This window comes from Marinovum sp. (assembly GCF_034669705.1).
Taxonomy (GTDB): Bacteria; Pseudomonadota; Alphaproteobacteria; order Rhodobacterales; family Rhodobacteraceae; genus Marinovum.
Window position 1 is genome coordinate 1 of record NZ_JAXMOR010000060.1, and the last position, 8,041, is coordinate 8,041.

The 8,041-nt window shown below is 66.0% G+C and carries 9 protein-coding genes; 3 read left to right on the top strand and 6 right to left on the bottom strand.

The annotated features are described in order from the left end of the window. Window positions 1–57: 57 nt before the first annotated feature. Genes VOI27_RS22965 through VOI27_RS22980 form a run of 4 tightly spaced genes read right to left on the bottom strand, consistent with a single transcriptional unit; the run spans window position 58 to window position 2,720 of the window. The gene (locus tag VOI27_RS22965; protein WP_323768974.1) at window positions 58–1,098 is read right to left on the bottom strand and encodes a MaoC family dehydratase; all 1,041 of its coding nucleotides are present in this window, start codon (window positions 1,096–1,098) and stop codon (window positions 58–60) included. Next, window positions 1,098–1,301, bottom strand: a complete 204-nt coding sequence (locus VOI27_RS22970; protein WP_323768976.1) for a DUF1737 domain-containing protein — start codon at window positions 1,299–1,301, stop codon at window positions 1,098–1,100. Before VOI27_RS22970 ends, VOI27_RS22965 begins: the two co-directional genes overlap by 1 nt. Further along, complete coding sequence (locus VOI27_RS22975; protein ID WP_323768978.1) at window positions 1,301–1,858, bottom strand: NnrU family protein; 558 nt, start codon at window positions 1,856–1,858, stop codon at window positions 1,301–1,303. Before VOI27_RS22975 ends, VOI27_RS22970 begins: the two co-directional genes overlap by 1 nt. 4 nt (window positions 1,859–1,862) lie before the next feature. Continuing rightward, window positions 1,863–2,720 (bottom strand): CoA ester lyase, encoded by an 858-nt coding sequence (locus VOI27_RS22980; RefSeq protein ID WP_323768980.1) that lies wholly within the window; start codon window positions 2,718–2,720, stop codon window positions 1,863–1,865. A gap of 198 nt (window positions 2,721–2,918) precedes the next feature. Between VOI27_RS22980 and VOI27_RS22985 the strand changes: the two genes are divergently transcribed. After that, window positions 2,919–3,239 (top strand): hypothetical protein, encoded by a 321-nt coding sequence (locus VOI27_RS22985; protein WP_323768982.1) that lies wholly within the window; start codon window positions 2,919–2,921, stop codon window positions 3,237–3,239. A gap of 191 nt (window positions 3,240–3,430) precedes the next feature. On the opposite strand, the gene VOI27_RS22990 is transcribed toward VOI27_RS22985, so the two are convergent. Further along, complete coding sequence (locus VOI27_RS22990) at window positions 3,431–4,186, bottom strand: sulfite exporter TauE/SafE family protein (protein WP_323768984.1); 756 nt, start codon at window positions 4,184–4,186, stop codon at window positions 3,431–3,433. Between the two features lie 160 nt (window positions 4,187–4,346). Here VOI27_RS22990 and mdh point away from each other — a divergent pair, with 160 nt between their 5' ends. After that, a complete protein-coding gene (gene mdh / locus VOI27_RS22995) occupies window positions 4,347–5,309 on the top strand; it encodes a malate dehydrogenase (RefSeq protein ID WP_323768986.1) in 963 nt (320 codons plus the stop codon). Between the two features lie 146 nt (window positions 5,310–5,455). On the opposite strand, the gene VOI27_RS23000 is transcribed toward mdh, so the two are convergent. Beyond that, window positions 5,456–6,460, bottom strand: a complete 1,005-nt coding sequence (locus tag VOI27_RS23000; RefSeq protein ID WP_323768988.1) for a glycosyltransferase family 2 protein — start codon at window positions 6,458–6,460, stop codon at window positions 5,456–5,458. A 352-nt stretch (window positions 6,461–6,812) separates the two neighbouring features. Between VOI27_RS23000 and sucC the strand changes: the two genes are divergently transcribed. Then, the gene (gene sucC / locus VOI27_RS23005; RefSeq protein ID WP_323768991.1) at window positions 6,813–8,006 is read left to right on the top strand and encodes an ADP-forming succinate--CoA ligase subunit beta; all 1,194 of its coding nucleotides are present in this window, start codon (window positions 6,813–6,815) and stop codon (window positions 8,004–8,006) included. The last annotated feature ends 35 nt before the right edge of the window (window positions 8,007–8,041 follow it).

The following is an 8,041-nucleotide window of genomic DNA, read 5'->3' on the forward strand; positions in this document are numbered from 1 at the left end:
CAAACCCACCCTACACGGGCCGTAGGGTGGGTTTGCAACCCACCGTCCCGCCCGGCCTCACACAGGCATCAACGCCCAGTAATCGAGATCGAGCAGCACATGGCCGAGGTACTTGCCATCCTCGCCCTTGAGCGTGAAGGGATCGCCACCCGAGGTCGCCACCAGCCGCAGCCGCACCGCGCCGACGCCCGGCGCCGCGGTTTCGGCCTTGTCGAGCACCTCGGACCAGGCCTTGACCGTCAGCCCGGAATAACACGGGTTGGCATGCGCCCCGCCGTTGAGCCCGACGATCATCTGCGCATTGGCCAGCCCGTTGAAGCTCAGCGCCCGGGCCAGAGAGATCACGTGACCGCCATAGATCAGCCGCTGCCCGTCGGGCCGGAAGGTGGCGTCGAAATGCACCTTGGCGGTGTTCTGCCAGAGCCGGGTGGCCAGCATGTGCTCGGCCTCCTCGATGGTGACGCCGTCGACGTGGTCGATCCTCTCGCCCACCGCGTAGTCGCCCCAGCGATGCGGCTCGCCGGCGAGGTCGAAATCATAGCCGGAGAAGTCGAGCCCTTCGGGGATCATCAGGTCACCCGCCGGGATCACCCGTTGCAACTCGGGGATCACCGTCTCCGGCGCCGGGGCCGAAAGATCGCCTTTCCGCACCATGACCCAGCGCACATACTCCAGCACCAGCGCGTCGCGCTGGTTGAGCCCACGGGTGCGCACATAGACTACGCCGGAGGTGCCATTGGAGTTCTGCTTGAGCCCGATCACCTCGCTCTCGGCGCGCAGGGTATCGCCGGGATAGACCGGCAGATGCCAGCGCCCCTCGGCATACCCCAGGTTCGCCACCGCATTCAGCGAGATGTCCGGCACCGTCTTGCCGAACACCAGGTGAAACGCCGCCAGATCGTCGATCGGCGCGGCCGGCAGCCCCGAGGCGCGGGCAAATTCATCCGAAGACGCGAGCGCATGGCGCGCCGGGTAGAGCGCATGGTAGAGCGCCCGCTCGCCGCCCGATACCGTGCGCGGCACCGCGTGGCGGATCACCTCGCCCAGCCGGTAGTCCTCGAAGAAGCGGCCGGGGTTTGTCTTGGCCTTGTCCGCCATCACTGCGCCCCCAGCTTCATGTCAGGCGCATACTGCCCCTCGACCTCCTTGGTCACCGCCTGGCCGCAGCGCATGACGCCATTGGCATGGTCGAACGCATAGCTCGGGTCGCCATAGAGCTCCCAGCCCTTGTCGAGCGCGGCCGAGACCTTGTGGCAAAATTCCGACGTGTCGTCGGCAGAAAGAAAACGGTAGAGTTTCATCAATATGTCCCCATGAACGGGTTGTGCCCAAGCCAGATGTGCACGCCGGCGATGACGACAAACATCACCGCCCAGACGGCAACAAGACGTGCATCGCGTGGGCCCGGTTTGCTGTCGGGATCACGCTGCCAGGCCGGGGCGTTGCGGTTGATCAGGATGACCTCGCCCACCGCCCAGGCCAGCAGGCCGCCGAACAGGATGAGCGAGGCCAGATCGCCATTGACCAGCAGATGCGCAATTGCCCAGACCTTGACCGAAATCAGCATCGGGTGGCGCATCCTGGTCGACAGCCAGCTCCCCGGTGAGCCGGCGCCGAAAAGCAGCACAGCGACGACCATCAGCAGATTGTTGAGATGCCCGGCGCCGGGGAACGGCGCATAGACCGGGATGACCGGCGCCGCGCGATAGCCCAGCACCATGAGCACCACCGAGACCGCCAGCACCAGCGCCACCAGCCCCTTGCCCTTGTCGCCCAGGGCGGCGCGGCGCTCTGGTGCCAGCCGCTTGAAGAAATGCGCCAGCACCCAGAGGGCGAGGCCGAGAATCAGGACGAACATGGGGTCACTCCGCTGAGAGGGCTGCGATTGCCTCTGCTTTTGCCAGTATCTCGCGCGCCGTGGCAACATGCAGGTTCTCGACGATGCGGCCATCGACCACCGCCACCCCCTCGCCGCGGGCCTGAGCCTCCTCGAAGGCCGCGATCTGCCGCCCGGCCAGGTCGATATCCTCGCCGGAGGGAGCAAAGACCTCATTGGCAATCGCCACCTGCGCCGGATGGATCAGCGTCTTGCCGTCCATCCCCATGTCGCGGCCCTGTTCGCATTCGGCGCGCAGCCCCGCATCATCCTTGAAGGCATTATAGACCCCGTCGACCACCACCACCCCATGCGCCCTGGCCGCCAGCAGGCAGAGCCCGAGCGAGGTCATCAGCGGCAGCCGGTCGGCGCGGAAGCGGCACTGCAGGTCCTTGGCCAGGTCATTGGTGCCCATGACGAAACCCGCGAGCCTGGGATGGGCGGCGATCTCCTCGGCGCGCAGCATGCCCTGCGGCGTCTCCATCATCGCCCAGATCGGCAGATCGCCGGTGATCTCGGCCAGCGCATCGAGGTCGCCTGCCCCGTTGACCTTGGGCAGCAGCACCGCGTCGGGCGCCATTGCCACCACCGCCTCGGCATCGGCGCGGCCCCAGTCGGTATCGAGCCCGTTGATCCGCACGATCTTCATCCGCGGGCCATAGCCGCCCGCGTCCAGCGCCGCGGCCAGGGTGGCGCGGGCATTGGCCTTTTCCTCGACCGACACCGCATCCTCGAGATCGAAGATGATCGCATCCACCGCCATGCCCCGCGCCTTGTCCAGCGCCCGGGTCTTGGAGCCGGGAATGTAAAGAACGGAACGATAGGGCCGGGCGCGCATGTCCATCGGAAGGATCCTCCTGCAAGATTGTTGCGCAGATTAGGGTCAGTGTTTTGCGAAAAGTTCAAGGGGTGAAGTGCCGCAGTGCAGCAAAAACCTGCGGTGCAGGCAACGTCCGGCGGGTTTACCCGGGAATTAACCATTTTCCCGCAGTCTGGAGGCCTCACCGGCAGGCCCGCCCTGCCTCCAACCTGAGGGACCGACTTGACACATGCCTTCGAACTGAGCCTCGGCCTCGGCGCCTGTCTTCTGGCGCTGGCCGCCGACCGCGCTGCGGCGCAGACCACTCCGAACTGCGCCCCGCGCGCCGCGGTGATCGCGCGGCTGGCGGAAAAATACGGTGAGAGCCGGCAATCGATGGGACTTGGCGGCAACAACGCGATGATGGAACTCTTTGCCTCGCAGGACACCGGCAGCTGGACGATCACCGTCACCACCGCCAATGGCATCACCTGCCTGATGGCCGCCGGCCAGGCCTTCGAGACCCTCTCGGACCCGCTGCCCGCCAAGGGCAACGACGCCTGAAACAGGGCGCACTCCCCCTGCTTCTTCTGTTCAGAAATACCCTTGGGGGGAGGCCGCAGGCCCGGGGGGCAAAGCCCCCCTCTCTTAAAGAAAACCTGTGGGCAAAGCCCCCCTCTTCTTCACAAAACCTGGGGGAAAGCCCCCATTCTAATAGCCGCCGACAATAAGACCCGCGCAAGCGCCCCGCCGCTCTAGGTCAGCGCATCGAAAATCAGCTTGGCCCCGGTGCAGGTCAAGAGCACGTAGGTCAGCGCAAAGAACGCCCGTTCCGGGATCATGTGATGCGCCTTCACCCCCAGCCAGGCGCCGAACAGCGCGGCCGGCGCCAGCAGCACATCGGCCATCAGGGTCTGCAGGGTGAAGATACCGAGAAAGCTGTAGGGCACGAACTTGAACAGGTTGACCGCCCAGAAGACGATCACCGTGGTGGCCTGGTAGCCGGTCTTGTCGAGCTTGCGGCCCAGCAGGTAGACCGCCGCCGGCGGGCCGCCGGCATGGCTGATGAAGCTGGTGAAGCCGGCGGTCATCCCCGCCAGGTAGCCACCGCGCAGCGGCAGCGGCCGGCCGCCAAGGGTGATCCAGCCGCGCGCGACGCTGATCTGCCAGGCCACGAAGCCCAGCGAGATCGCCCCGATCAGCAGCCTTATGGCATCGTCATCGGCAATCCGGTAGAGCAGCGCGCCGAGCGCCACGCCGGGCAGCGCGCCCAGCATCAGCGCCCGCGCCTCGGGCCAGGACCAGCGCCGCCAATAGGGCCTCAGGCTGGCCAGATCGACCAGCATCAACAGCGGCAGCATGATCCCCAGCGCCAGCCCCGGCGGCAGAACAAGCGCCAGAATCGAAGCACTTGCAAAGGAGGCGCCCGAGCCGAAACCGGCCTTGGACACCCCGGCAAAGGCCACCGCCGGCAGGGCGATCGCGAAAAATCCCGGGGTGAATTCCAGCATGTCCGCCTCGCCTAACTGCCCTAGTTCGCGGGTCTTTAGCGCTATCGCGCCGCGACTTCCAGCCGCAGCCGACCGCCGCGCCGCAATGCAGCGCTCTTGCGCCGGCGGGATTTCCGGCTTACGCAAACGGCCAAATTCAACACCGACCGGAGAAATTTCCATGGCCAGACCCAAGATTGCCCTGATCGGCGCGGGACAGATCGGCGGCACGCTCGCCCATCTCGTCGCGCTCAAGGAACTGGGCGACGTTGTCCTGTTCGACATTGCGGAAGGCACCCCCGAGGGCAAGGCGCTCGACATCGCCGAATCCGGCCCCTCCGAAGGCTTTGACGCCAAGCTCAAAGGCACCCAGGATTATGCCGACATCGCCGGCGCCGATGTCTGCATCGTCACCGCCGGCGTGCCGCGCAAGCCGGGCATGAGCCGCGACGACCTGCTGGGCATCAACCTCAAGGTGATGAAATCGGTCGGTGAAGGCATCCGCGACAACGCCCCCGATGCGTTTGTGATCTGCATCACCAACCCGCTCGATGCCATGGTCTGGGCGCTGCAGCAGTTCTCCGGCCTGCCGGCCGAGAAGGTCTGCGGCATGGCCGGGGTGCTCGATTCGGCCCGCTTCCGCCACTTTCTCGCCTCGGAATTCGACGTTTCGATGAAGGATGTCACCGCCTTTGTTCTGGGCGGCCACGGCGACACCATGGTCCCCTCGGTGCGCTATTCCACCGTCGCCGGCATCCCGCTGCCCGACCTGGTGCAGATGGGCTGGACCACGCAGGAAAAGCTCGACGCCATCGTTCAGCGCACCCGTGACGGCGGCGCCGAGATCGTCGGCCTGCTGAAGACCGGCTCGGCCTTCTACGCGCCGGCCACCTCGGCGATCGAGATGGCAGAAGCCTACCTCAAGGACCAGAAGCGCGTTCTGCCCTGCGCGGCCTATTGCGACGGCGAGTTCGGCCTGAACGGCATGTATGTCGGCGTGCCCACCGTGATTGGCGCCGGCGGCGTCGAGCGCATCGTCAACATCAAGCTCACCAAGCAGGAGCAGGAGATGTTCGACGCGTCGGTCAAGGCGGTCAAGGGTCTTGTCGAGGCCTGCAAGGGCATCGACAGCTCGCTGGCCTGAGCCCTGCGGCACCTGCTTTCAAGGGCGTCCCTCGCGGGGCGCCCTTTTTTGTTGGGTGGACAGGGGGCTTTGCCCCCGTCCCTGCGGGACTCCCCCAAGGGTATTTGTGAACAGAAGAAGGGCTGGATCGGCACCCCGGGCCGGCGTCAGGCCAATTCGGGCAGGCGGCGGCGCAGCTCGGCGTCGAAGCTCTCCGGCGTGAGGTCTGGCAGGTAGCCCAGCACCCGCGAGATCACCGGGCAAGGCTCGAAGCTCTGCTCGAACAGCAGCCCGAAGGCGCGCAGCCGGGCCAGAGTGGCCTCGTCGGGCTCGCGCAGCTCGCGGTGGAAATCGGCCAGCGCCTCGGGGTAGCCGGCGATGTTCTGGTAGACCGCGATCTGAGCCAGCCGGTGTTCCGGCAGCTTGATCAGCGCCGGATTGACGTCGCGGTAGCGGATCAGCTTGGACAGCCAGTGCAGCCGGGTCAGACCGTCGAAATGCAGCAGCCGGGTCGAGGTGGAATGATAGCGCTGGGCCCGCTCCCGGCCGGCGCCGCGGTAGGACCAGTGCAGCCCGGGGCGAAAATCGCTGTCGGTGGGGGCGGCGTGCTTGCCGGCGGAATGCGCCAGCAGCCCGTTGTTGAGCACCGAGGCCCAGTCGCCGAAGATCACCGCATCGTTGTCGACCCCGTCGGTGCGGCGGTTGAGCCCCTTGGTGGCGGTGCGGAACAGCCCGGAAAACAGCGAGGGCGCCGGCACGTCATGGCGGAAGAGCCGCTCGTGCACCGCGAAATGCAGCTCGCAGTCGAGCTCGCGCACCACCGCCATCTCCTCGCCGAGCGGCCGGTCCTGCCAGAGGAACTCGTCGGCATCGAGATGCACCAGCCAGTCGGTGCCGGCGCGCGCCATCGCCTGACCGACGTTGAGCCCCTGGCGGCGGCGGTGCGACACCGGGCGGCGGCGCGACGGCGCCAGCGCCTGCCAATGCGCGTCGTCGCAGCGGGTCACCAGAACGCCCGGCAAGTCCTCGAGCCGCTCGGCCACCGGATCTTCGGGGTCATCGAGATAGACATGCACCTCCTCGGCGCCGGTGCCCAGGTGCCAGGCGACATTGGCCAGCACCAGTTGCGCCGGTTCTCTGGCGGTCATCGCGACGGCCCATGTGTGGCTCATGCAGAGCTCCTTGCTGGCATGCGGGGCCACACTGGCCAACGCCCTCGCGGCCATCATGAATCCGCCCCGCGCCCCGGTCAACCGTTGTGGTCCCTGCGCCGCTCTGCCGCCGCCCTGCCCCGGTGCCGGCGCCGGGCTTGACGCTGTCAGAGGCCGGCGGGGCCAGTGATTCGCGGTGCAGGTGACGTGGGTGCAGCGGCCGCGACAATTTGTGATCACACGCTGAAATCGTGTGATCACAAATGTCGGGTTTTCGGCGCTAACAGTGGGGGCGGTGCAGTTTTACGTTTAGCAACCGGTTTTCAATATGCCATGGCACAGTGCAATTGCAGCAAGACGGGACAGTTGATCCATGAACATTCATGAGTATCAGGCGAAGGCACTGCTTCGCTCCTACGGCGCGCCGGTATCGGATGGCCGCGTCGTCATGAAGGCGGACGAGGCCAAATCCAAGGCTGGCGAGATGGACGGGCCGCTCTGGGTCGTCAAGGCCCAGATTCACGCCGGTGGCCGCGGCAAGGGCTCCTTCAAGGAAGCGAGCGCTGGCGAAAAGGGCGGCGTGCGCCTGGCCAAATCGGTCGAGGAGGCCGCCGAGGAAGCCAAGAAGATGCTGGGCAAGACCCTGGTCACCCATCAGACCGGCCCGGCCGGCAAGCAGGTCAACCGGATCTACATCGAGGACGGCTCTGACATCGAGCGCGAACTCTATCTCGCGCTGCTGGTCGATCGCCAGACCAGCCGGGTGTCCTTTGTCTGCTCGACCGAGGGCGGCATGGACATCGAGGAAGTGGCCGCCAGCACGCCGGAGAAGATCCTGTCGTTCTCGGTCGATCCGGCCACCGGCTACCAGCCCTACCACGGCCGTCGCGTCGCCTTTTCGCTGGGGCTCGAGGGCGCGGCCGTCAAGCAGTGCGTCAAGCTGATGGGCATCCTCTACAAGGCCTTCACCGAGAAGGACATGGAGATGCTGGAGATCAATCCGCTGATCGTCATGACCGGCAACGAGCTCAAGGTGCTCGACGCCAAGGTCGGCTTTGACGGCAACGCGATGTACCGCCAGCCCGACATCGCCGAGCTGCGCGACGAGACCGAGGAAGATGCCAAGGAGCTGCAGGCTTCGAAGTATGACCTGAACTACATCGCACTCGATGGCGAGATCGGCTGCATGGTCAATGGCGCGGGCCTCGCGATGGCGACGATGGACATCATCAAGCTCTACGGTGCGGAACCCGCCAACTTCCTCGACGTCGGCGGCGGCGCCACCAAGGAGAAGGTGACCGAGGCGTTCAAGATCATCACCTCGGACCCGAACGTCAAAGGCATCCTGGTCAACATCTTCGGCGGCATCATGCGCTGCGACGTCATCGCCGAGGGCGTGATCGCCGCGGTGAAGGAAGTCGGCCTCAAGGTGCCGCTGGTGGTGCGTCTCGAAGGCACCAACGTCGAGAAGGGCAAGGAGATCATCAACACCTCGGATGTTGACGTGATTGCCGCCGACGACCTCAAGGATGGTGCCCAGAAGATCGTCAAGGCGGTCAAGGGCTGAACGTAGGGTGGGTTTCGCAACCCACCTTCGCGGAT